Origin of the sequence: Nocardioides zeae (assembly GCF_030818655.1) — a bacterium.
In the GTDB taxonomy this organism is placed as follows: Bacteria; Actinomycetota; Actinomycetes; order Propionibacteriales; family Nocardioidaceae; genus Nocardioides; species Nocardioides zeae_A.
Window position 1 is genome coordinate 3,146,633 of record NZ_JAUTAN010000001.1, and the last position, 21,616, is coordinate 3,168,248.

Consider the following 21,616-nt stretch of genomic DNA (forward strand, 5'->3'; position numbering starts at 1 on the left):
CTGACAGGCTCCCGCCATGGAGCTGCGTCACCTGCGGTACTTCGTCGCGGTCGCCGAGGAGTGCCACTTCGGGCGGGCGGCGGAGCGGCTGCACATCGCGCAACCGCCGCTCAGCCAGCAGATCAAGCAGCTCGAGGCGCACCTCGGCGTCACCCTGCTGACCCGGTCGACGCGGCGCGTGGAGCTCACGGCCGCGGGCGCGGCGTACCTCGACCACGCACGCGCCATCCTCGCGTCCGTGGACCGGGCGGCCGACGACGCCCGCCGGGTCGCCGACGGCTGCGTCGGGCGGGTGGCGATCGGGTTCACCGGGTCGGCGACCTACGAGCTGCTGCCGCGCCTCGCGCGCGTGCTGCGCGCCGAGCTGCCGGACGTCGAGGTCGAGCTCCACGGCGAGATCCTGACCCCGGGCCAGGTCGCGCGGCTGCACGACGGCTCGCTCGACGTCGGCGTGCTGCGGCCGCCGGTCGAGGACGACGCGCTCGACGTCCACCTGCTGCGGCGCGAGCCGCTGGTCGCGGTGCTGCCCGACGCGCACCCGCTCGTCGCGGCGCCGGGGATCTCCGCGGTGCGGCTGGCCGACCTCGCGGGCGAGTCCTTCGTGACGTACCCGTCGGGACACCGGTCGGTCGTGCACGAGGCCGTGCTCGCCGCCTGCCGTGCGGCGGGGTTCGAGCCCCAGCCCGTGGCCGAGGTCGCGGAGACCTCGACCCTCGTGTCGTTCGTGGCCGCGGGCCTGGGCGTCGCGCTCGTGCCGGAGTCGGTCCAGCACCTGCGCATCACGGGCGCGGCCTACCGCCCGTTGGCCGGCACGGCACCGAGCGTCGACCTCGGGGTGGCCACGCGACGCGGCGAGGACGCCCCCGTCGTCCGTCGCGTGCTCGACCTCCTGGGCGCGATCGGGGCGACACCCCTTTATTAGGTCGCCGCACGTCTCGATCGAGAGGAACTGAGTCCTTCACTCGACACGAATCTCGTGTGACCGTCGTCGCATGAAGATCAGCCGGGTAGAGGCGATCCCCTACGCGATCCCCTACCGCAAGCCCCTGGCGTTCGCCAGCGGCGCGGTGGCGACGGCCGACCACGTGCTGGTGCGCGTGCACACCGACGACGGGATCGTGGGACAGGCCGACGCCCCGCCCCGGCCGTACACCTACGGCGAGACCCAGACCTCCATCCGCAGCGTCGTCACCGAGCTGTTCGCACCGGCGATCGAGGGTCTCTCGATCCTGGACCGCGAGCAGGTGCGGAGCCGCCTGGAGCGCACCGTGGGCAACCCGGTCGCCAAGGCCGCGGTCGACATGGCGATCTGGGACGCGATCGGCCAGACCCTCGGCGTCTCCGTCTCGGAGCTGCTCGGCGGCTTCACCGACCGGGTCCGGGTCTCCCACATGGTCGGCTTCGCCGAGCCGGCGGCCATGGTCGCCGAGGCGGAGCGGATCCGGGAGACCTACGGCATCACCGTCTTCAAGGTGAAGGTCGGCCGCCGGCCCTACCGCCTCGACGTCGACGTCTGCCGCGCCCTGCGCGCCGGGCTCGGCGACGACGTGGAGCTCTACGTCGACGGCAACCGCGGCTGGACCGCCTCGGAGTCGGCCCGAGCTCTCGCCGAGATGGCCGACCTCGGGCTCACCATGGCGGAGGAGCTCTGCCCGGCGGACGACGTGCTGGGCCGTCGCTGGCTCGTGCAGCAGTCGACCATCCCGTTCTTCGCCGACGAGTCCGTCGCGCGGCCCGGCGAGGTGACCCGCGAGCTGCTCGCCGGCGCGGCCACCGGCATCTCGCTCAAGACGTCCCGCACCGGGTTCACCACCAGCCAGCGTCTCGTCGGGCTCTGCGAGGGCCTCGGGGTGGAGGTCGTGGTGGGCAACCAGATCGACACGCAGGTCGGCTCGCTGTGCTCGGCGGCGTTCGCCGCGGCGTACGAGCTCACGTCGCGTCGCGCGGCCGAGCTCTCCAACTTCCTCGACATGACCGACGACCTCCTCGCCGACCCGCTCGTCATCGAGCACGGCGAGCTCAAGGTGCGCGAGGGCCCGGGCCTCGGCATCGCCGTCGACCCGGAGCGCCTCGAGCGCTACCGGCTCGACACCTGAACCCGTTCCGCCGTTCCACGACCGTCGCCCCGCACCACCACCGAGGAGTCACCGATGACCCAGCAGCTCGACCACGACACCGACCTGCACGACGCCACCGTCGCCCGCGCCGCCGACTCGGGCGCCAACGCGACCGCCCAGTTCCAGGCGAAGCAGAAGGCCGCCGTGGCCGTCTCGAAGGAGCGCGTCTCCGAGGTGGCGACGGCCGCGCTCACCGCGCTCCACGAGGTGATCCGGGACCAGCAGGTGACCTACGAGGAGTACGACGCCCTCAAGGCCTGGATGATCGCCGTCGGCCAGGACGGCGAGTGGCCGCTCTTCCTCGACGTGTGGATCGAGCACGTCGTCGAGGAGGTCGCCAACGCCGACCGCGAGGGCTCGAAGGGCTCCATCGAGGGCCCGTACTACGTCCCGGGCGCACCCGCGCTCCCCGCCCAGGCCACGCTCCCCCAGCGCGACGACGAGGTCGGCTCGCCGCTCCGCTTCCAGGGCCAGGTGCGCGCCGTCGACGGCACGCCGCTGGGCGGCGCCCTCGTCGAGCTGTGGCACGCGGACGACGCAGGCTTCTACTCGCAGTTCGCCCCCGGCATCCCCGAGTGGAACCTCCGCGGCTCGATCACGGCCGACGACGAGGGGCGCTTCTGGATCGACACCATCCAGCCCGCGCCGTACCAGATCCCCACGGACGGCTCCTGCGGCCGCCTCATCGACGCGGCCGGCTGGTCGGCCTGGCGTCCCGCGCACCTGCACCTCAAGGTGTCGGCGCCCGGCCACCGGCTCATCACGACGCAGCTCTACTTCGAGGGCGGGGAGCACGTCGCCAACGACATCGCCTCCGCCGTGAAGCCCGAGCTCGTGCTCGCGCCGACGCCGCGCGCCGACGGCCAGGGCGACGAGGTCACCTACGACTTCGTGCTCGACCCGGCCTGAGCCCGTGCTGTTCTGCGTCCGGATGGACGTCGACCTCCCCCGCGACCTCGACCCCGAGGTGCGCGCCGACACCCTCGCCCGGGAGAAGGCCTACAGCCAGGAGCTGCAGCGCTCCGGGAAGTGGCCCCACATCTGGCGGGTCGTGGGGGCCTACTCGAACATCTCGGTGTTCGACGTCGACTCCACCGAGGAGCTCCACGACCTCCTGTGGAACCTGCCCCTCTTCCCCTACATGACCATCGACGTCACGCCGCTCGCGCCGCACCCGTCGGCGATCTGAGGGGCGGCGGGGGGAGGCGCAGAAAGAAAACGCGGACCGGAAGGCCTGTTGGATCGATCCAGCAGGCGTCCTGGTCCGCGTTCTCTTTTTTCGTGCGGCTCTCCGTCAGTCGACGGCGACCGTGATCCCGCGGAGCACGAGCGTCACCGCCGCGTCCACGCGCTCGTGGAGGACGGTCTCGGGCTCGCGCACCCAGCGGAACACCGCGCCCTGTAGCACGTCGCTGAGGGCCCGGGCGACGTCGGCCACGTCCACGGTCGGATCGACCTGCCCCCGGTCCCGGGCGGCCTCCACGTAGGGCGTCACGTCCGCCAGCAGCTGCGACTCGTAGCGCGTCGGCCCCAGCGCGGCCGTCCACCCCAGCATCATCTGGCGGCTCAGCTCGGGCGTGGACTCGACGGCCTCGCTGATCGACCGGAAGTAGGCCCGGACCGCCACGACCAGGTCCGACGGCGCCGCCTCCCCCATCGCGTCCTCGATGGCGCGGTCGGCCATCTGCCGCACCCACAGCATCGGGATGTCGCCCTTGGTGGGGAAGTAGTTGAAGACGGTCCGCCGCGAGGCGCCGGCCTCGGCGGCGATGTCGGCCATCGTCGTCTCCTCGTAGCCACGGGAGACGAAGAGCGTGGACGCCGCCTCGAGCAGCGCCGCGCGGGTCCGCGCCGCCCGGTCGGGGCGCGGGGGCGACGGGGGCGACGACAGGGGCATCTCGATCCTTCCGGGGCCGGCTGTTGACAGGTTTTGCACCCAAGTGCACCATGTGACCGCGGCCACTTTGCACTCAAGTGCAATTCCATCACGAGGAGCACCATGTCCCACGCGACGACCACAGTAGAACCCCACGACCTCGACCCCTACGCGCCAGAGGCCCAGCTCGCTCCCGCGGCGTACTACGACCGGCTCCACGCCCAGGGGCCCGTGGTCCACGTGCCCGAGCGGGACCTGTGGCTGGTCGCGGGGCACGCCGAGGCGGTCCAGGTGCTGCGCAACCACACCCAGTTCGTCTCGGGCGACGGGGTCACCTTCGAGGTCCCGACCACGCGGACCGAGCGCTACCCGCTGATCGAGAACGACCCCCCGCTGCACGACCGCATCCGGCGCTCCGTGCAGCCCTCCTTCTCGAAGCGGGCGGTCGAGGCGCTCCGCCCCGGCATCGAGGACGTCGCGCGCGAGATCACGCAGGAGGTGGTCGACCGCGGGGAGTTCGACGCCATCCCCGTCATCGCCCGGGCGATGCCGGACCGGGCCATGACCCTGTTGACGGGGATCACCCCGCCGAGCGCCGCCGCGCTCGCGGACTGGAGCGACGCGACCAGCCGCGCCGAGGAGCCGGCCGGCACGCCGGAGCACGCCAGCCAGGTGATGGAGGCCGTCACCTGGCTGGTCTCGGAGGGACTGCCGGCCATGCCGGCGCACTGCCTGGGACGACTCATCGTCGACTCCGGCGGCAACGACGGCAGCCTCGAGGAAGGCACAGAGCGGGTGATGGTGCTGGCCTCGATGTGGCTCGCTGGTATCGACTCCACCGGCGGCCTGATCGGCAACGCCGTCAACGCGTTCATCGAGCAGCCCGAGCAGTGGGACCTGCTGCGCGAGCGCCCCGACCTCGTCCCCAACGCGGTCGAGGAGGTGCTGCGGCACGGTGCGCCGTTCCGGGCCTTCTTCCGTCGCACCCGCACGGCGGCCGAGGTCGCGGGCGTCCCGATCCCGGCGGGGGCCCGCGTCGCGGTCATGCTCGCGGCCGCCAACCGCGACCCGCGCCAGTTCCCCGACCCGCACCGGCTCGACCTCACCCGCGAGAACGCGAAGACGCACCTCGGGTTCGGCAACGCACTGCACGTGTGCCTCGGCTCCCCGGTGGCCCGCGTCGAGGTCGCCTCCCTGCTGAGCGAGCTCAGCAAGCGGGTGGTGCGCTTCGAGCGCGCCGGGGACCCGGTGCCCAGCGCCAGCCAGACCGTGCAGAAGCTCGACGCGCTGCCCGTGCGCGTCGTCACCGCCGAGGGGGCGGGTCGATGAGCTATGCCAAGGGACCCCACGACCTCGGCCGCGGCGCGTTCGCGTGGCTCGTGCCGTCCGGCCACTGGGGGCAGAGCAACTCCGGCCTGGTGCGCGGCGAGGGCGAGTCGCTCCTGGTCGACACCCTCTACGACCTGGCCCACACCCGCGAGATGCTCGACGGCTACGCGCCGCTCACGGTGGAGCACCCGATCCGGACCGTGGTGAACACCCACTCCGACGGCGACCACTGGTTCGGCAACCAGCTGGTGGGGGGCGACGGCGTGGAGATCATCGCCTCGGCGGCAGCCGCCGCGACGATGACGCAGCACGCCGTCGACGAGATGGTCGGGCTGCACGAGCGGGACGGCCACATCGGGGAGTTCATCCGACCCATCTCGGTCGGCTTCGACATGCACGGCATCGTCGCGACGCCGCCCACGCGCACCTTCAGCGGCCGCCTCGTCCTCGACGTCGGCGGCCGGGAGGTCCACCTCATCGAGGTGGGACCCGCCCACACGGCGGGCGACGTGCTGGTGCACGTGCCGGAGGCCGGCGTCGTCTACACCGGGGACATCGTCTTCAACGGCGGCGCACCCCTGGTGTGGACCGGACCGATCTCGCGGTGCATCGCCGCTCTCGACCAGGTGCTCGCCCTCGAGCCCGACGTCGTGGTGCCCGGTCACGGGCCGCTGACCGACGACACGGCCGTACGGCGCGTGCGGGCCTACCTCGAGCACGTCGCCGTCGAGGCGACCGCCCACTTCCGCGCCGGCCTCTCCGTGGAGGAAGCCGTGTCGGCGATCGACCTGACACCGTTCGCGGACATGACGGAGCAGGAGCGCATCGCGGCCAACGTGCTCAACGTCTACGAGGAGCTCGACCCGACGCGACCCCGCTCCGACCGGCTCGAGCAGTTCAGTCGCATCGCCGCCTACGACGCGGGGGTGCGGCGATGAGGATCGCGCGTGTCGAGGTCGACGGAGCGACCCGCATCGGCGTCGTGGACGGGGACCGGGTGCAACCGCTCGCCCCCGGGGTCGACCACCTCGCCCTGCTCGCAGCTTCGCCCGCGGAGCGCGCCGAGACGGTGGCGCGGGCCGCGACGGGGCGAGCCCCTGCCCCTGTCCGACGTGCGGCTCCGCGCGTCGATCGAGCCCACCAGCCTCCGCGACTTCCTGACGTTCGAGGAGCACCTCGAGGGCAGCCTGCAGATCCTCGGCGCGACCGAGCCGCATCCCGTCTGGTACGAGATGCCGGTCTTCACCTTCTACAACCGCAACGCCGTCGCAGGACCCGGCGACGCGATCGCGGTTCCTCCCGGCTGTGAGCTGCTGGACTTCGAGCTCGAGCTGGCGGTCGTGATCGGCAAGCCCGGCAAGGACCTGACCCCGGAGCAGGCGGGCGACCACATCGCCGGCTACACCCTGTTCAACGACTGGTCGGCCCGCGACCTGATGCAACCCGTCATCCCGTTCGGCATGGGTCCCATGAAGGGGAAGGACTTCGCGAACTCATTCGGGCCCTGGGTCGTCACCGCGGACGAGCTCGCGCCGTACCGGCGGGAGGACCGGCTCGCGCTCGAGCTGCACGTCGAGCTCAACGGGGTGCCGCTCCCGGCCGGGGGCGACAGCTCCGTCAACATGGCGTGGTCGTTCGAGGAGATGATCGCGTTCGCGTCGCGCGGCACCGAGCTCCGGACCGGCGACGTCCTGGCGTCGGGCACGTGCGGTGGCGGCTGCCTGCTGGAGTACTGGGCCCGTCTCGGCACCGACGTGGTCCCCCCGCTCGCCCCCGGCGACGAGGTGACCCTGGTCGCGGAGGGCATCGGCGCCCTGTCGAACACCATCGTGGCCGGCGCCGACCCGGTGCCGCTCGGTCGGGCGCGCCCCGCCCGGGAACGCCGCCAGCGGGACTGGTCGGGGGTGGTGGGCCGTGGCTGAGCCCGCCATCACGGCCTTCGCCCGGCTGGCGGAGAGGTACGGCGGCCCCCCGGCCACGGCGTCGTACGACGCGCTCTGGCGGTGGTCCGTGCAGGACACCTCGGCGTTCTGGAGCGCCGTGGACGAGTTCTGCGGCGTGGTCTGGGAGACGGAGCCCGACGCGGTCACGGACGGTGCACCGCTGCCGGACACACGGTGGTTCCCGGGCGGCCGCCTCAACTACGCCGCCCAGGTCTTCGCCGTGCCCCGCACCGGCCCCGCCATCGTGGGGCACGACGAGGAGGGGATCACCCAGACCCTGACCTGGGCCGACCTCGAGCGCCAGGTGTCGGCGCTCGCCGGGACCCTGGCCGATGCCGGGGTCGGTCCGGGCGACCGGGTGGTCGGCTACCTGCCCGACCGGCCCGAGGCGATCGTCGCGTTCCTGGCGGCCGCGACCCTGGGGGCCGTGTGGGCGGGGTGCGGCACCGACCTGGCGGGGGAGGCCGCGCTCGCGCGCGTGGGCCAGCTGGACCCCACGTGCCTCGTCGCGGCCGCGGGCTACCACCACCGCGGGCGCTGGGTGGACCGGACGGCGGACGTGGAGGTGCTCCGCCACGGGCTCCCCGGCCTGCGCCTCTCGGTGCTCGTCGGCGACGGCCACCCCTTCGCGGACGGCGCGGTCGCGTGGTCCACCGCCGTCAGTCGCCCCGGGCCGGGTCCGGCACCCGTCCCGGTGCCGTCCGCGCACCCGCTCTGGGTGCTCTTCACCTCCGGGACCACCGGGCCGCCCAAGGGCATCGTGCACGGCCACGCCGGCGTCGTCGTCGAGCACCTGAAGACGCTGCGGCTGTTCTTCGACCTCGGGCCCGGCGACCAGTTCTTCTGGTACACGACCTTGAACTGGATGATGTGGAACCTGCGTCTCGGCGGCCTGCTGTGCGGTGCCCCGGTCCACTGCTTCGACGGCGCGCCGACGCCCCCGGCGCTGTGGAAGGTCGCCGAACGCGGGCACATCACCCATCTCGGCGTCAGCCCCGGTTACCTGACCGCCTCCCGGGACGCGGGGCTCCACCCGTCGACCGACCGAGACCTCAGCGCCCTGCGGGTGCTCGGCTGCACCGGGTCGGTGCTCACCCGCCCCGTGCACCAGTGGGTGGCCGACGACCTGGGGCCCGCGGTGCGGGTCGCCCCGACCACCGGGGGCACCGACGTCGTGAGCGGCTTCGCCGGTGGTGTGCCGACGGTGCCGGACCACGTCGGGGAGATCAGCGCCCGCTGGCTGGGCGTCGACCTGCGGGCCTGGTCGGCTGAGCGGGAGGACCTCGTCGACCAGGTCGGCGAGCTGGTCGTCGCCACACCCCTGCCGTCCATGCCCGTGGCGTTCTGGGACGACCCCGACGGCAGCCGCCTCCGCGCCGCGTACTTCGAGGACTTCCCCGGCGTCTGGCGGCACGGCGACTGGGTCACGGTCACCTCGCGCGGCACCGTGATCGTCCACGGTCGCTCCGACGCCACGCTGAACCGGCACGGCATCCGCATGGGCAGCGCGGACATCTGCCAGGCAGCCGAGGACGTGCCCGGCGTCCTCGAGGCACTGGTGGTCGGGATCGACGAGCCGGACGGCGGCTACTGGATGCCGATGTTCGTCACCCTCGCACCGGGCCGACGGCTCGACGACGAGCTGGCCACGACCATCCTGACGTCCGTCCGCGAGAAGGTCTCGCCCCGCCACGTCCCCGACGAGGTCGTCCAGGTGCCCGGGATCCCCCACACGTTGACGGGCAAGAAGCTCGAGGTGCCGATCAAGAAGATCCTGGTCGGCATGGAGCCGGCCGCACAGGTCGGCGCCGTGGACCGTCCCGAGCTCCTGCACGTCTTCCAGCAGCTGGGCGAGACCCGGCGCGCCGCACGACCGACCCGCGACCACGACCACGAGGTGCCCTGATGCCGACCCCCGAGACCATCGAGCTCGTCGTGCTGGACAAGGAGACCGTCGCGGTCGACACCGTCCGGCTCACGCTCGGACGACCCGACCGCGGTCCCCTTCCCCCCTGGGAGCCCGGCGCGCACATCGACCTGCACCTCGGGAGCGACCCCGCGCTGGTGCGCCAGTACTCGCTGTGCTCCTCCCCCGCCGACCCCGACCGCTACGAGGTCGCCGTGCTCCGCGACCCCGCCAGCCGCGGCGGCTCGGCCCACGTGGTCGACCGGCTCGGTCCCGGTGACGTCGTCCCGGTCAGCCACCCGCGCAACCACTTCGCCCTGGTGCCGGCGCGCCGCTACGTCTTCGTCGCCGGCGGAATCGGCATCACCCCGGTGCTGCCGATGATCGCGGCCGTCGCGGCGACGGGGGCCGATTGGAGCCTGCTCTACGGCGGCCGCACCCGCGCGTCGATGGCCTTCGCGGACGAGCTCGTCGAGGCGTGGGGCGACCGCGTGTCGATCCGCCCCCAGGACGAGCACGGGCTGCTCGACCTCGACGGGTTGCTCGCCGTGCCCCAGCCGGACACCGCGATCTACTGCTGCGGACCGGCGCCGCTGCTCGACGCGGTCGAGGTCGCCTCCGCGGCGTGGCCCCCCGGGACGTTGCACCTCGAACGGTTCGCGCCCGTCGCCCTCCCCGCCACCACGGAGGACGACGGCGCGTTCGAGGTGGAGTTCGCCCGCACCGGCGTGACGCTCACGGTCCCCGCCGACCGCTCCATCATGGAGGTCGCCGAGGACGCGGGCGTCCCGATCATGTACTCGTGCGAGGAGGGGACCTGCGGCAGCTGCGAGGTCCCGGTGCTCGCCGGCGAGCCCGACCACCGAGACTTCGTGCTCACCCCCGAGGAGCGCGAGGCGTCCCGCAGCATGATGATCTGCGTCGGCCGAGCACGGTCGCCGCGGCTCGTGCTCGATGCCTAGATCTGCCCAGGGCCGCAACGACAACGACACAGCCCCCGACCTGCATCTCTGCAGGTCGGGGGCTGTGTGTCGGAGCCGCCTGTCAGAATCGAACTGACGACCTAATCATTACGAGTGATTCGCTCTACCGACTGAGCTAAGGCGGCGCGCTGCCCGCCGGAACGGACAGCGAGGAGAGCATAGCGACCGGTCCACACCCGCGCGAATCGGGCCCCGGTCGCGGCGCTCGGGGGCTCAGGCCGCGAGCGTCAGCCCGGCGAGGCGCGCGCCCTCGCTGGCGTGCTCCTGCGTAGCACCGCACCAGCAGGTGAAGGTCGCGACCCACCCGCCCTCGACGGCGCGCACCGCGCTGAACTGGGTGTCGAAGATGAGCTGGCGCTTCTCGCAGCTGCTGCAGCGGTGGACGAACACGGTGGCCTCCTCAGGAGTCAGATCGGGGACGACTCCTATCCTCTCGACGTCGAGACTCCAGGGGTAGCCTCACTTTCCAGCGCGATCCCTAGGTCATTCCTATGATGTGACCGTGCTCTCCCTCCACCAGCTCCGGTGCTTCCTCGCGACGTACGAGCACGGCTCGCTGACCGCCGCGGCGACCGAGCTCGGCTACGCGCAACCGAGCGTGTCCGAGCAGATCCGGGCGCTCGAGAAGTCGCTCGGCGTCCAGCTGTTCCGCCGCGTCGGGCGCGGCGTCGTGCCCACCACCGTCGCCGACGAGCTGCGGCCCCACGCGGAGCGCACGCTGGCGGCCGCCGAGGAGGCGCGCCGTGCCGTCACGAGCGCCAAGGCGCTGCAGACGGGCACCATCCGGTTCGGGATGTTCGGCGCTGCCCGCCTGTACGCCGGGGCCGGGCTGGTCGCGGACGTGCTGGCCCGCTACCCCGGTGTCCGGGTGGAGCTCATCGGCCAGAACTCCAACGAGGTGCAGGAGGACCTCCGCCGCGGCCGGCTCGAGGCCGCGATGATCGCGGTGCCCGCCGCGACCAGCGAGGGCATGACGGTCACGCCCGTCGCGAAGGACGAGCTCGTCTACATCAGCGCGGACCCGGAGCGGCTGACGTCGCCCGTGACGCCGCAGCGCTTCGCGCAGGCGCAGCTGGTGATGCCGGAGACGACCTGGCGGGCGGTCGACTCGACGCGCATCGTGCTGCGGCAGATGCTCCACGAGACCGGCCGCAACCCCACGACGCGGATCGAGGTCGAGGACATCGAGACCGCGGTCGAGCTCGTCGGGATGGGCCTCGCCGACAGCGTCATCCCCAAGGGAGCCGCGCTGCAGCTGCTCCCCCGCCTGGCGCCGTCGGCGGGCTACGTCTCGCTGCGCCCGCGGCAGTACGACACCCTCGCCGTCGTCCACCGCTCCGGCGCGACCCTGTCGCCCGCCGCGCAGCTCATGATCGAGCTGGCCACGCGGCGGATCCAGCAGATCGCCGAGCCGTTCGCACCGCGCTAGCCGTGGGCCGGTCCGTGACCCCTCGCCACGCCGCGACGGCGCGTGCGGGCGAACCACGCGGAGGCGGCGAGCGAACCGAACCCCACGACACCACCGCTGATCGTGAGTGCCAGACGGGCGCCGCCCAGCTCGGCGACGACGCCCATCAGCGGCGCGCCGAGCGGGACGCTCCCGAGGAAGACCATGATGTAGAGGGACGCGACCCGGCCTCGCATGCTCGGAGCGGTGGTGATCTGCACCAGCGCATTCGCCGTCGTCGCCGCGGTGAAGAGCGCAGCCCCCACCAAGGGGAGGAGCGCCGCGTAGGTGACGAAGGTCGGCATCGCCGCCGTGATGACCTGCATCGTCGAGAACACGGCCAGCGCAGCGACCAGCACGCGCAACCGCGGCGCCGGGCGCCGAGCCGCGAGCAGCGTGCCCGCGAGGGAACCGAGCGCCAGGAGCGAACCGAGGAGACCGAAGTCGCCTGCACCCCGGCCGAACTCCTCCGTGGCCATCAGTGCGCTGGTGATCTGGAAGTTCATCCCGAAGCAACCGAGGAAGAACGCGCACGCGAAGATGAGGAGGAGGTCGGGCCGCGTGCGCACGTAGCGCACGGCGTGACGGATCGCGCGCCGTCGATCTGCCGTCACGGGGGCCGGCCTCAGGCGCCCGCCATCCATCATCACGAGGCCGAGCAGGGGAAACCCGAAGCTCAGGCCGTTGGCCACGATGACGACGCCGGTGGCCGACACGCCCGACCCCAGCGTGGCGACCGTCAGACCGGCTGCTGCCGGCCCGACCAACCGCCCGGCGTTGAACGATGCAGAGTTCAGGGCCACGGCATTGTTGAGATGTCCTGGACCCACGATCTCGGCGACGAAGGACTGCCGCGCCGGTGCTTCCAGAGCCCGCGCGACACCGAAGGCGGTCGCCAGGACGAAGACGTGGTCCAGGCTGACGTCGCCCGCGATGGCGAGCGCTCCCAGCACGGTCGCAGGCAATGCCATGGCGACCTGGAGCCAGGCCAGCAGGGGACGCTTCGCGAACCTGTCGGCGAGCACACCGGCCCACGCGGACAGCAGCAGGGTCGGTGCCATCTGGAGCGCGAGCACCAGACCGATGTCGGCACCGCTGCCCCCCAGCTCCAGGACGAGCCAGGTCTGCGCCGTGGCCTGCAACCACGTGCCGACGTTGGAGACCAGTCCCCCGAGCGCGTAGATCCGGTAGTTGCGGACCCGCAGCGAGGCGAACATCCCCACCTCGCTGCGGGCCGCGCGTCGACGGGAGCCCCGGCGCACCCGAACCGGCTAGCTCGTCACGCTCGGCGCGGCGACGAGCCCGGGCGGGAAGGCGGCCGAGCTCGCGGCCCGCCCTTGCCAGATCAGTCGGGTCTCGGTGCAGTCCCACAGGCCCAGCTCACCACCGTGGACACCGACGCCGCTGGACTTGACCGCCCCCATCGGCTGGTGAGCCGCCAGGATGCGATGGCCGTTGATCCAGACGGTGCCTGCCTCGAGACGCTCCGCCACGGCCAACGCCTGCTCCGGGTCGCTCGACCACACGGAGCCGCCGAGTCCGTGGATGCCCCCGTTGACCTCACTGAGGACATGCTCGACGTCGTCGAAGGCCAGCACGGGCAGAGCGGGGCCGAACTGCTCCTCGGCGACCAGGCGCATGGAGGCGTCCACGTCGACGACGAGGGTCGGCTCGTAGAAGTTGCCCGGTCCGTCGACCCGGCGCCCGCCGGTCAGCACCGTCGCCCCCTGGGCGGCGGCCTCCGCCACCAGGGTCTCGACCCAGTCGCGCTGCGCTGCGGTCGCCAGCGGCCCCATGGTGGTGGACTCGTCGAGCCCGGGTCCGAGGCGCACCTGCGCGATCCGCTCGAGGAGGAGCTCGACCAGCCTGTCCTTGATCGAGGAGTGGACGTACAGGCGCTTGATGGCCACGCAGATCTGGCCCGAGTTCGCGAACGCCGCACGGAAGATGCCGTCCACGATGGTCTCGGGATCCGCATCGGGGAGGACGATGGCAGCGTCGTTGCCGCCCAGCTCCGCCGTGACACGCTTCAGGTCGGCAGCCGCCGTCCGCAGGACCGCCTGGCCCGTACCGATCGACCCTGTCACGCTGATCCGGCGCGGGACCGGGTGACCACACAGGTTGGCGCCCAGGGGCTCGAGGCCCGAGACGACGTTGAGGGTGCCGGGCGGGAGCACGGGCGCGAGCAGCTCACCCAGCCGCAGCGTCGTGAGCGGCGTGTCCGGCGACGGCTTCAGCACCGCCGTGTTACCGGCGCTCAGCGCGGGCGCGATCTTATTGCCGGCCACCGACAGCGGGGAGTTCCAGGGCGTCAGCATCACGTTCACCCCCAGCGGCTTGCGCACCACGCGCACGAGCGCCCGATCGTCGTCCTCGATGATCTGCTCGCTCAGGCTCAGCCCGGCGAAGTACTCGAAGCGGTCGGCCGCGACGCCGATCTCCCGGCGCGCCTCCGCGATGGGCTTGCCCTGCTCGCGGGTCAACAGGGGCGCGAGCTCGTCGACGTTCGCGCGGAGGACCTCCGCACACGCCCGGAGCGCCGAGGCGCGCAGGTCGCTGTCCCGCGACCACGACGTCTCGAAGGCCCGCCTCGCCGCCTCGATGGCCCGCTCCATCTCCTCATCGGTGCAGTTCGGCGCCTGCGCCACGACCTCGCCCGTCGCCGGGTCGTGGACGGGGAACGTGCGGGTCCCGGCGACACCGGCACCGTCGATCGTCATCCGTGGCGACATGGGCAGCTCCTGGTCGACGGTGGAGGCTTCGGGCACCGGGGTCGCCACGGCCTGGTCAGGCGACATCGGAGGGCTTCTTCGGGTGGCTGTACTGGTGGACGTACTCGACACCGGCGAAGGGGATCGCCCTGGTGTCGTCGACGAACGACGCGAGCGCATCGGCGTAGGCGTCCTCGGCGGCGTAGTCGAACGGGTCGGAGAGCTGCTCCTCGTCGCGAGCGTCCGCCGGGTTCTGCACGTACCACTCGACGGTCCGTCGCACCGCCTCCTCGTAGGGGACGAGGTCCTCGTAGCCCAGCTGCTCGCGCATCTTGGTGTTGCTGAGGAGCTTGTGGACGGTCCTCGGCGGCCGTCCCTCGCGCGAGAAGCTGAGGTCCCGCCCGATGCCCCAGAAGGAGGCCGGCCCGGTCGCTGCCTCCGGCAGGCTGAGCAGCTGCACGTCGTCCACGCCGAACGCGCGCGCGAGGTCCCGCACGCGGGTCGCGTCGCTCGGCGTCTCGTCGTCGCAGACGTTGTACTGCTGACCCGCCGACTCGTCCGGCTTGTCCACCGTCAGGAGCACGGCGTGGGCCGCGTTCTCGACGTACGCCTTGCTCTCGAGGGTCAGCCCCCCGTCGGCGATGGGGATCGTACGGCGGCCGTCCTTGAGGCGACGGATGATGCTCCACTCGCGCGGCGCCAGCTGGCGGCTGCCCCACAGGTTCGGGTAGCGCAGGTGGGACCAGTTGAAGTAGCCGGCGTCGTGCGCGGCCAGCAGCGCCTGCTCGGTCTCGACGATCTTGGCCACGATCTTGTTCTCGGTGTACCGCGGGGAGTCCTCGTGGGCGGGGCGCCCGCCCCGGTCCGCATAGGCGGTGCCGCCCACGCTCACCACGCGGTCGGTGACCTCGCGCAGGGTGTCGATCATGACCCGCAGACGGCCGTAGGTCGCGATGACCAGGTCGTACTGATGCCCCTGCACCGCTGCGGCGAACGTCTCGGCGAAGTGCGGGTCAGCCTTGATCAGCTCGATGTCGGCCAGCTCGGGCAGCACGCGGCTCCCCCGGTTGAGCATGGTCGGTGCGTAACCGCGTTCCTGCAGTCCTCGGATGATGAGGGGGCCGGTGGGGCCCGTGCCTCCGACGACGAGTGCCTTCTTGACCATCTGGTTCAGCTCCTTGGCTTGGTGCGGACGGGGGGACCTGCTCACCTGCTCACGCGGGCGCCGCCCACGTCGCGACCGAGGGCGAGGACGGCAGGTCGAGCAGGCGGTCGAAGAACGTCCGGGGGTCGGCGCCGGGGAGCTCGCAGCCGTCCACGCAGTCCGCGAACTTGGCCCACAGCTCGGCCTGTCCCAGCGGATCGCGGCAGTCGCCACGCGGGACGTCGACGCGGGCGCACGCAGTCTCGCCACCACGGAGGTGGGCGACCACGACGGCGTAACCCTCGGACCACTCCGGCGGGCCGTACGGCGGCGTCGCGGACTCCGACCACCGCACGCGACGCCCCAGGTCGGCGACGTCGGCACGCGACCGTTGGGCCGCGTCGAACGTCGCGAAGCGGACAGCGCCGTCGAGCAGGGCGGACGCCACCAGGAAGGGCCCGCTGAACTTGGCGGCGAGCCCGGTGCGCGGCGCGTCGAAGGTGAGCGCGGCGGTGGCACCCGGAGGCACCGTCACCTCGATCCGCTCGACGTCCTCCGTCCGGACCCGTTCCCGGAGACCGATCGTCGCCTCGATGGCTCGGTGCGCGAAGTAGCAGCACGGATACTTCTTGACGTTGAGCCCGCGGTCGCTCGTCAGGACCCGCGGACCGTGGAGCGTGTCCAGGGCGCCCGCGACGTCGCGCTCACCGTGCAGGCGGAGGAATCCCGTCTGGCTCTCGAGCTGGTCGGGGTTGGCGGTGAACCCGGCGCCGGCGGCGCGTGCGGCGAACAGGCCCCACTGCGCCGCGTGGCCCGCATGCAGGGGCTTGGTCATCGTGCCGAAGTTGGCACGGCTGCCGGCCGCGAACGAGGCCGCGAGCCCGAGTGCCTCCGCGGCCTGACCCTCGTCCAGTCGCAGGAGGCGGGACGCTGCCGCCGCCGTGGCGATGGTGCCGAAGGTCGAGGTCGCGTGCCATCCGTCGGCGTAGTGCGTCGGACCGACCCCGGCAAGGAGCGCCGCGGCGACCTGGAGACCCACCTCGAACGCCGCGACGAACTCGGCGCCGCTGACGTCCGTCTCCTCCGACTGCGCGAGCAGGGCGGGGATGAGGACGGCGCTCGGGTGCCCCCGCACCGCGTGCGAGACGTCGTCGAAGTCGAGGACGTGCGCTGCCGTGGCGTTGCACAACGCAGCGGACAGCACCGCACCCCGCTCCCCGGTGGACAGGAGGAACGCAGGACCGGCCCCGGGGGAGCCGTGCGCGACGAGGAGCCGCTCCAGCACGCCCTCGCCGAGCCGACCGGCGCCCGCTACCGCCACACCGACCGTGTCCACCAGGGAGCGGCCCACGATCGGTGCAGCCCCCTCGGAGGGTGTGGCCGCCGTCGCGAACGCGGCCAGGTCACGCGTGAGTCCCATTGCTGTTCGTTCCGCTCAGTACGAGCGAGGCAGTCGGAGCATCTTGGTCGCCACGTAGTTCATGACCAAGTTGTTGCTGACGGGGGCGACGAGCGAGAGCCGCGCCTCGCGGAACTTGCGCTCGATCCCGTACTCCTCGGTCATGCCCCATCCACCGAAGGTGTCCATGGCGGCGTTGGCAGCGGCCCACTGGGCCTTCGAGGACAGGTACTTGGCCGAGTTCGCCTCGAAGCCCGGCTGCTCCCCTGCCTCGAACAGGTCGATGGCACGCCAGCGCATGGCGCTCGCGGCCGAGAGCTCGACGTACGCCTGCGCCAGGGGGAACTGGATCCCCTGGTTCTTGCCGATCGGGCGGTCGAAGACGACACGCTCGTTGGCGTACTGCGCAGCCCGGTCCAGGAACCAGTACGCCCCTCCGAGCTGGCCCGAGCACGTCAGGATCCTCTCCGCGTTGAGGCCGCTGAGGATGTAGGAGAACCCCTTGCCCTCCTCACCGATGAGGTTGGCCGCGGGCACCCGCAGGTTGTCGATGAACAGCGCCGTCGTCTCGTGGTTGACCATCGTCTTGATCGGGGAGGCCTTGATGGCGTCGCCCGCGGTGCGGAGGTCGACGATGAAGGTGCTGATGCCGTCGGCCTTGTTCTCGACGTCCGCCCGCTTCGTCGTGCGCGCCAGGAGGAGCATCAGGTCCGAGTGGAAGTAGCGGGAGATGAACACCTTCGACCCGTTGATGACGTAGTCGTCGCCGTCACGGTCGGCGAAGGTGGCGATCTGGGTCGTGTCCGACCCGGCGTCGGCCTCGGTGACGCCGAAGGACTGCAGCCGCAGCGACCCGTCGGCGATCTGGGGCAGGTAGCGCTGCCTCTGCTCGTCCGAGCCGTGCCGCAGCACCGTGCCCATGGTGTACATCTGCGCGTGGGCCGCGTAGGCGCTGCCGCCGTGCCGGTTGATGGTCTCGAGGACGACGGAGGCCGCGGAGATGCCCATCCCGCCGCCGCCGTACTCCTCCGGGATGAGGATGGACAGCCACCCCGCCTCCGTCAGCGCGTCGACGAAGGCCTCGGGGTAGCGGCGCTCGGCGTCCATCTCCTGCCAGTACGACGCCGGGAACTTGTCGCACAGCTGTCCCACCGCCGCCCGGATCTCCGCCAGGTCGCCCGACAACCGCTCGAAGTCCTTGATCACCGCTGATTCCTCCGTCGCTCTCGATCCCCGCTGTTGCAACACGGTATACAGTAGATGGTCATACGCTCCCTGTCCATTGATCCGCTCACCGTCGTCCTGCGACACGGGTCACGGCCAAACAGGGTGATTCCGTATGCAGTATTCTGTCGCCATGCCTGCGGCCCCCCTCAGTGAGCTTGCGACCCACGTCGCCGTGACGCGTCCCCAGTCCCTGGGCAATCAGGTGGCCAGCGCCATCCGGCGCGACATCATCCTGGGCAAGCTCCCCGACGGGTCCCCCTTGCCCCAGGAGAAGCTGTGCGAGATCTACGGGGTCAGCCGGATCCCGGTGCGTGACGCGCTGCTGATGCTCGCGAACGAGGGGTTCGTGGTGCGCAACAGGCGCAACCAGATGATCGTCAACCAGTTCGACGCCCAGGACCTGGTCGACACGTTCAAGATCGAGGCCTTCATCGCCAGCCTCGCGACCCGTCGGGCCACGCTCCGCGGGACCGACGAGGAGATCGCGGAGCTCGAGGAGCTGGTGAGCGCGGGCGAGTCCGCAGTGGACCGCGACGCGATCGCCAAGTCGAGCTGGGCGTTCCACCACAAGGTCAACCGAATGGCGCGGTCGTCCCGGTTGATCGCGACCCTGCGGGCTGTGTCCCTCCCGCTGATGCAGGACTTCATGGACGAGAAGGCCGGGTGGTGGGGAGACACGCCGGAGGAGCACCGAGCCATCTACGAGGCGATCAGGGACCGCGATCCGGACACTGCGGAGGCGCTCACCGCGCAACACTTCGAGCACGCCGCGCTGGCATTGCTCACCTATCTCGAGAACCGGGGGCTCGGGGGGACCAGCGCCGCTCCGACCGTCGCCGCCGACTGACCGAGCCGTCACGTCCCCGGGCGTCAGACCGCGGCGAACGGCGCCAGCGACAACGCGCGGCGCACCGCGGCGAACTCGCGCTGGGCGTCGATGGCGGTGGCACCGACGACCTGTCCCGTCGCCCCGCGGTGGTGGAAGATCACACCGCCGTGATCGAGGTGGGCTACGTCCACCACGGCGTCCGCGCCGGGATCGGCGGAGCCCACGTGCTGGATGCGGTGGCCGAACTGGTCGCTCCACACGAAGCCGGTGGCCCGGTGCGTCGCGGAGCCGACCTGCCGGATGTTCTGGGCCGCGATCGACGCCTGCTCGCGGGCACTGGTCCAGTGCTCGTGACGAGAGCTGGTCGATCCGTTCGCGTCGGTCGCCGAACGAACCCGCGCGACGTCCCCGATCGCGAAGACGCGATCCGTGCCCGCCACCCGGAGATCCGGCCCGCAGTGGAGTCCGTCGTCGATCGGCATGCCGCTGGAGGCCAGCCACTCGCAGTTCGGGACGGACCCCACGCCGATCACCACCAGGTCGGCCTCGACCACGGATCCGTCGCCCATCTCGACCGATCGCAGGACTCCCCCGTCGCCCGGGACGCCCCGGGCGGCGACGGTGTCGAAGACGACCTGCACGCCGTGGCGCTCGTAGATGCCCTGGAGGTGCTCGGCGACCTCGGCCGGCATCGAGCGCGTGAGCAGCCGCGGGCCGGCCTCGACGATCGTCACGTCCACGCCGCGCTCCCTCGCGGAGCTGGCCACCTCGCCCCCGATGAAGCCACCACCGACGACCACGATGCGACGGGCGGCGGCCAGGTCGGCACGAAGGCGACGGGCGTCGTCGAGGGACCGGAGGTAGTGGACGTTCGGGAAGACGTCGAACGAGGGGAGCCGGCGCGCACGGGCCCCCGTGGCGACGACCAGGTCGGAGAACACCAGGACGCGACCGCTGGAGAGGGCCACCTCTGAACGCGTGAGGTCGACCCCGGTGGCGGGGTCTCCCAGCACCACCTCGTCCCGGTCGTCGACCTCGGCGAGGTCCAGCAGGCGTCGCGGTTCAGTGCCCGTCAGTGCGGACTTCGACAGGTCCGGCTTGTCGTAGGGCTGGTGGACCTCTGCCTCGACCAGGGTGATCCGGCCGTCGTACCCCTTCTGCCGCAACGCCTGGAGACAGCGCACGCCGGCGACCGACCCCCCGACGATCACCGTGTGGGCGTCGCCGGGAGCACGCACGCTCATCATGGCCGGCGGAGCTTCAGGGCCTGCACCGGGCAGTCGGCGACAGCCTCCTCGACCGCGTCACGGTCCGCCTCCGTCGGGTGCCCCGGGAGGACGTAAGCGATGCTCGTGCCAGGCTCCAGGTCGAAGACCTCGGGAGCCGCGATCACGCAGTTCCCGTAGCCGTTGCAGGCCTCACGATCGATGTCGATGTGCACCGTCATCGCACTCACGCTCCTTCGAACCGTAGGGGAAGCCGGGCTGGGCCCAGGTGGGTCCCGCCCTGGAGGGGCGACCACTCGACCTCGCCGTCGAGGCGCAGCGGGGGCCGCTTGCAGAGCTCCTCGAGGAGCATCGTCAGCTCGGAGCGGACCAGGGCAGCCCCCATGCACTGGTGGATGCCCCAGCCGAAGCCGAGGTGGCCCCGCTCGGAGCGGCCGGGCACGAACTCGGTCGGTCGGTCGAACTTGGCCGGGTCGCGGTTGGCCGCGGCGTACGAGAGCAGGACGGAGTCGCCCTCGTCGATGCGTTGACCCGCCACGTCGACGGGGCACGTGGCGCGCCTGGCGATGTTCTGCACCGGCGTGCGGAGGCGGAGCAGCTCCTCGATGTACTTCGGCGCGAGCGACGGGTCCGCCCGCAACGCGCTCTGCTCCTCCTCGTGGGTCGCGAGCGTCCACAGCAGCATGCTGATGGCGTTCATGGTCGACTCGTGGCCGGCGACGGCGAGGGTGCCGAGCACCCGCAGCCTCTCGTCGTCCTCGATGGGCCGGTCTCCCACCGTCGCCCCGAGCAGCGCGTCCACGAAGTCGTCGGCCGGCTCCTGCCGGTGCCGCTCGACCTCCTCCGCCATGAGGTCGAAGATCGACGCGCGCGCCTCCGCGAACGGGACCTGCGGAACCCGGCTCCACATCTCCTCGGTCAGCTCGCGGAAGCGGTTGACCGTGTGCTGGCTGAATCCGACCAGCTCCGTCAGGACCTGCAGCGGGATCGCCAGCGAGATGGCCCGCACCGCGTCGCCCCCGCCCTCGCGGGCGTAGTCGTCGACGATGGTCGACACCATCTGGCGCAGGAAGGGCGCCATGTCGCGGATGCGCGCCGGCGACAGCGCGAGTCCCATGATCGTGCGGTAGTGCGTGTGCAAGGGCGGGTCGGTGTCGATCGGGATGGAGCGGTGGCTCCCGTCGGTCGGCAGCCGGTGACCCCACCCGGAGGCATAGGTCTCGTGATCGCGGAGCGCGGTCCGGACGTCGTCGAAACCGGTGAGCGTCCAGAAACCGCCACGCTCCTCCGAGCGGGCCACCGGGCCCGCCGCCCGCACCTCCTCGTACACCGCCCACACGCCGGGCTCACCCAGGGTGGGGTCGTACGGGTCGAACGCGGCACTGTCGTGCGCGACCGGGCACACCGGGCTGCCGGTGGCGTCGCCTCCCTGCGTCATCACGATGGCGTCATCCTCTCTGTGTTCTCGTATACCGTATC

At 71.9% G+C, this 21,616-nt stretch carries 21 protein-coding genes and 1 tRNA gene; 11 read left to right on the forward strand and 11 right to left on the reverse strand.

Translation table 11 applies throughout. From position 1 onward, the window contains the following. The first annotated feature begins 16 nt into the window (after window positions 1-16). The 4 genes from QE405_RS14950 (at window position 17) to catC (ending at window position 3,306) form a co-directional block, all read left to right on the forward strand. Window positions 17-922 carry a LysR substrate-binding domain-containing protein gene (locus tag QE405_RS14950; RefSeq protein WP_307202145.1) on the forward strand — a complete coding sequence of 302 codons (906 nt, stop codon included), beginning with the start codon at window positions 17-19 and terminating at the stop codon, window positions 920-922. A gap of 70 nt (window positions 923-992) precedes the next feature. Further along, window positions 993-2,096: a mandelate racemase/muconate lactonizing enzyme family protein gene (locus tag QE405_RS14955; RefSeq protein ID WP_307202147.1), complete on the forward strand. Its 1,104-nt coding sequence runs from the start codon at window positions 993-995 to the stop codon at window positions 2,094-2,096. 54 nt (window positions 2,097-2,150) lie between these two features. Beyond that, on the forward strand, window positions 2,151-3,026 hold the full coding sequence (gene catA, locus QE405_RS14960) for a catechol 1,2-dioxygenase (RefSeq protein WP_307202149.1): 876 nt from the start codon (window positions 2,151-2,153) through the stop codon (window positions 3,024-3,026). A 4-nt stretch (window positions 3,027-3,030) separates the two neighbouring features. Beyond that, on the forward strand, window positions 3,031-3,306 hold the full coding sequence (gene catC, locus QE405_RS14965; protein WP_307202151.1) for a muconolactone Delta-isomerase: 276 nt from the start codon (window positions 3,031-3,033) through the stop codon (window positions 3,304-3,306). Between the two features lie 105 nt (window positions 3,307-3,411). On the opposite strand, the gene QE405_RS14970 is transcribed toward catC, so the two are convergent. Beyond that, a complete protein-coding gene (locus tag QE405_RS14970) occupies window positions 3,412-4,014 on the reverse strand; it encodes a TetR/AcrR family transcriptional regulator (RefSeq protein WP_307202153.1) in 603 nt (200 codons plus the stop codon). Window positions 4,015-4,116: 102 nt separating this feature from the next. Between QE405_RS14970 and QE405_RS14975 the strand changes: the two genes are divergently transcribed. The 5 genes from QE405_RS14975 to QE405_RS14995 all read left to right on the forward strand — a co-directional run bounded on the left by QE405_RS14975 (window position 4,117) and on the right by QE405_RS14995 (window position 10,133). Continuing rightward, window positions 4,117-5,322 carry a cytochrome P450 gene (locus QE405_RS14975; protein WP_307202154.1) on the forward strand — a complete coding sequence of 402 codons (1,206 nt, stop codon included), beginning with the start codon at window positions 4,117-4,119 and terminating at the stop codon, window positions 5,320-5,322. Beyond that, the gene (locus QE405_RS14980) at window positions 5,319-6,260 is read left to right on the forward strand and encodes an MBL fold metallo-hydrolase (protein WP_307202156.1); all 942 of its coding nucleotides are present in this window, start codon (window positions 5,319-5,321) and stop codon (window positions 6,258-6,260) included. Before QE405_RS14975 ends, QE405_RS14980 begins: the two co-directional genes overlap by 4 nt. A 174-nt stretch (window positions 6,261-6,434) precedes the next feature. After that, a complete protein-coding gene (locus QE405_RS14985; RefSeq protein ID WP_307202157.1) occupies window positions 6,435-7,244 on the forward strand; it encodes a fumarylacetoacetate hydrolase family protein in 810 nt (269 codons plus the stop codon). Continuing rightward, window positions 7,237-9,171: an acetoacetate--CoA ligase gene (locus QE405_RS14990; protein WP_307202159.1), complete on the forward strand. Its 1,935-nt coding sequence runs from the start codon at window positions 7,237-7,239 to the stop codon at window positions 9,169-9,171. The genes QE405_RS14985 and QE405_RS14990 overlap by 8 nt, the downstream gene beginning before the upstream one ends. Further along, entirely contained in the window at window positions 9,171-10,133 is a 963-nt protein-coding gene (locus tag QE405_RS14995) for a PDR/VanB family oxidoreductase (RefSeq protein WP_307202162.1), read from the forward strand. Before QE405_RS14990 ends, QE405_RS14995 begins: the two co-directional genes overlap by 1 nt. A 73-nt stretch (window positions 10,134-10,206) precedes the next feature. Here QE405_RS14995 and QE405_RS15000 read toward each other — a convergent pair. Together QE405_RS15000 and QE405_RS15005 are read right to left on the reverse strand one after the other, a co-directional pair. Continuing rightward, window positions 10,207-10,279 (reverse strand) — tRNA-Thr (locus QE405_RS15000). Window positions 10,280-10,367: 88 nt separating this feature from the next. Further along, a complete protein-coding gene (locus tag QE405_RS15005; protein ID WP_307202164.1) occupies window positions 10,368-10,544 on the reverse strand; it encodes a hypothetical protein in 177 nt (58 codons plus the stop codon). 112 nt (window positions 10,545-10,656) lie between these two features. On the opposite strand from QE405_RS15005, the gene QE405_RS15010 reads away from it, so the two are divergent. Further along, the gene (locus QE405_RS15010; RefSeq protein WP_307202167.1) at window positions 10,657-11,583 is read left to right on the forward strand and encodes a LysR family transcriptional regulator; all 927 of its coding nucleotides are present in this window, start codon (window positions 10,657-10,659) and stop codon (window positions 11,581-11,583) included. On the opposite strand, the gene QE405_RS15015 is transcribed toward QE405_RS15010, so the two are convergent. From QE405_RS15015 to QE405_RS15035, 5 genes are read right to left on the reverse strand one after another with little or no spacing between them, the layout of a single operon-like run. Then, window positions 11,580-12,818, reverse strand: a complete 1,239-nt coding sequence (locus QE405_RS15015) for an MFS transporter (RefSeq protein ID WP_307202170.1) — start codon at window positions 12,816-12,818, stop codon at window positions 11,580-11,582. The two genes, QE405_RS15010 and QE405_RS15015, sit on opposite strands and share 4 nt — an antisense overlap. A gap of 54 nt (window positions 12,819-12,872) precedes the next feature. Beyond that, entirely contained in the window at window positions 12,873-14,399 is a 1,527-nt protein-coding gene (locus QE405_RS15020; protein ID WP_307202171.1) for an aldehyde dehydrogenase family protein, read from the reverse strand. Beyond that, window positions 14,389-15,477: an NAD-dependent epimerase/dehydratase family protein gene (locus QE405_RS15025; RefSeq protein WP_307202173.1), complete on the reverse strand. Its 1,089-nt coding sequence runs from the start codon at window positions 15,475-15,477 to the stop codon at window positions 14,389-14,391. Before QE405_RS15025 ends, QE405_RS15020 begins: the two co-directional genes overlap by 11 nt. Before the next feature lie 49 nt (window positions 15,478-15,526). Further along, on the reverse strand, window positions 15,527-16,876 hold the full coding sequence (locus tag QE405_RS15030) for an MmgE/PrpD family protein (protein ID WP_307202175.1): 1,350 nt from the start codon (window positions 16,874-16,876) through the stop codon (window positions 15,527-15,529). Window positions 16,877-16,891: 15 nt separating this feature from the next. After that, complete coding sequence (locus tag QE405_RS15035; protein WP_307202176.1) at window positions 16,892-18,061, reverse strand: acyl-CoA dehydrogenase family protein; 1,170 nt, start codon at window positions 18,059-18,061, stop codon at window positions 16,892-16,894. Between the two features lie 151 nt (window positions 18,062-18,212). Here QE405_RS15035 and QE405_RS15040 point away from each other — a divergent pair, with 151 nt between their 5' ends. Beyond that, window positions 18,213-18,929: a GntR family transcriptional regulator gene (locus tag QE405_RS15040; protein ID WP_307202178.1), complete on the forward strand. Its 717-nt coding sequence runs from the start codon at window positions 18,213-18,215 to the stop codon at window positions 18,927-18,929. Window positions 18,930-18,952: 23 nt separating this feature from the next. On the opposite strand, the gene QE405_RS15045 is transcribed toward QE405_RS15040, so the two are convergent. Genes QE405_RS15045 through QE405_RS15055 form a run of 3 tightly spaced genes read right to left on the reverse strand, consistent with a single transcriptional unit; the run spans window position 18,953 to window position 21,575 of the window. Beyond that, window positions 18,953-20,149 carry an NAD(P)/FAD-dependent oxidoreductase gene (locus QE405_RS15045; RefSeq protein WP_307202180.1) on the reverse strand — a complete coding sequence of 399 codons (1,197 nt, stop codon included), beginning with the start codon at window positions 20,147-20,149 and terminating at the stop codon, window positions 18,953-18,955. Window positions 20,150-20,154: 5 nt separating this feature from the next. Further along, window positions 20,155-20,358: a ferredoxin gene (locus tag QE405_RS15050; protein ID WP_307202182.1), complete on the reverse strand. Its 204-nt coding sequence runs from the start codon at window positions 20,356-20,358 to the stop codon at window positions 20,155-20,157. Between the two features lie 5 nt (window positions 20,359-20,363). Next, window positions 20,364-21,575 carry a cytochrome P450 gene (locus QE405_RS15055; RefSeq protein WP_307205888.1) on the reverse strand — a complete coding sequence of 404 codons (1,212 nt, stop codon included), beginning with the start codon at window positions 21,573-21,575 and terminating at the stop codon, window positions 20,364-20,366. Between the last annotated feature and the right edge of the window lie 41 nt (window positions 21,576-21,616).